This is a genomic window from Pseudomonas sp. SMV7 (assembly GCF_052041995.1).
GTDB lineage: Bacteria > Pseudomonadota > Gammaproteobacteria > Pseudomonadales > Pseudomonadaceae > Aquipseudomonas.
In genome coordinates, this window is sequence record NZ_JBKGGT010000060.1 from 1 (window position 1) to 464 (window position 464).

Genomic DNA, 464 nt, shown 5'->3' on the forward strand with positions numbered 1-464 from the left:
GCCATCGCCGATGGCAGGCCGGCGCCCATGGTCGCCAGGGCGTTGTCCAGCAGCACGGTGTTGGGCTTGTGCGCCTTGTAGTTGCGGGCGAACCAGATCTTGTAGATGCCGTTGTCCAGGGCGACGATGCCTTCGGACGGCAGCACGCGACGGATGTCGGCCACCAGGCGCTGCGGGTAGACCGGGAAGCGGTTGTCGTCGGCGCCTTCGGCGATCTGCGCTTCGTTGGCTTCACGGATGGCCATCAGGCGGGTGAAGTCCCAGTGCGAGGTGTCGCTCAGCGCTTCGCCGATCTGCCAGACGGCGTTGGCGATGTCACCGATCACTTCCACCTGCGGGAAGTACACGGCATCGACTTCGGCAGAGCGGAAGTTGATGTGGATGACTTCGGTGCCGCCACGAACCATGAAGAACGGCGGCTTCTCGATCACGTCGTGGCCGATGTTGACGATCAGGTCGGCGGC

The 464-nt window shown here is 64.4% G+C and carries 1 protein-coding gene; it reads right to left on the reverse strand.

Annotation, left to right across the window (positions count from 1 at the left end; translation table 11 throughout):
* Positions 1 to 464 (reverse strand): thiamine pyrophosphate-dependent enzyme (locus ACLEJP_RS25520; protein ID WP_440810913.1); only part of this gene is annotated, 464 nt, incomplete at both ends.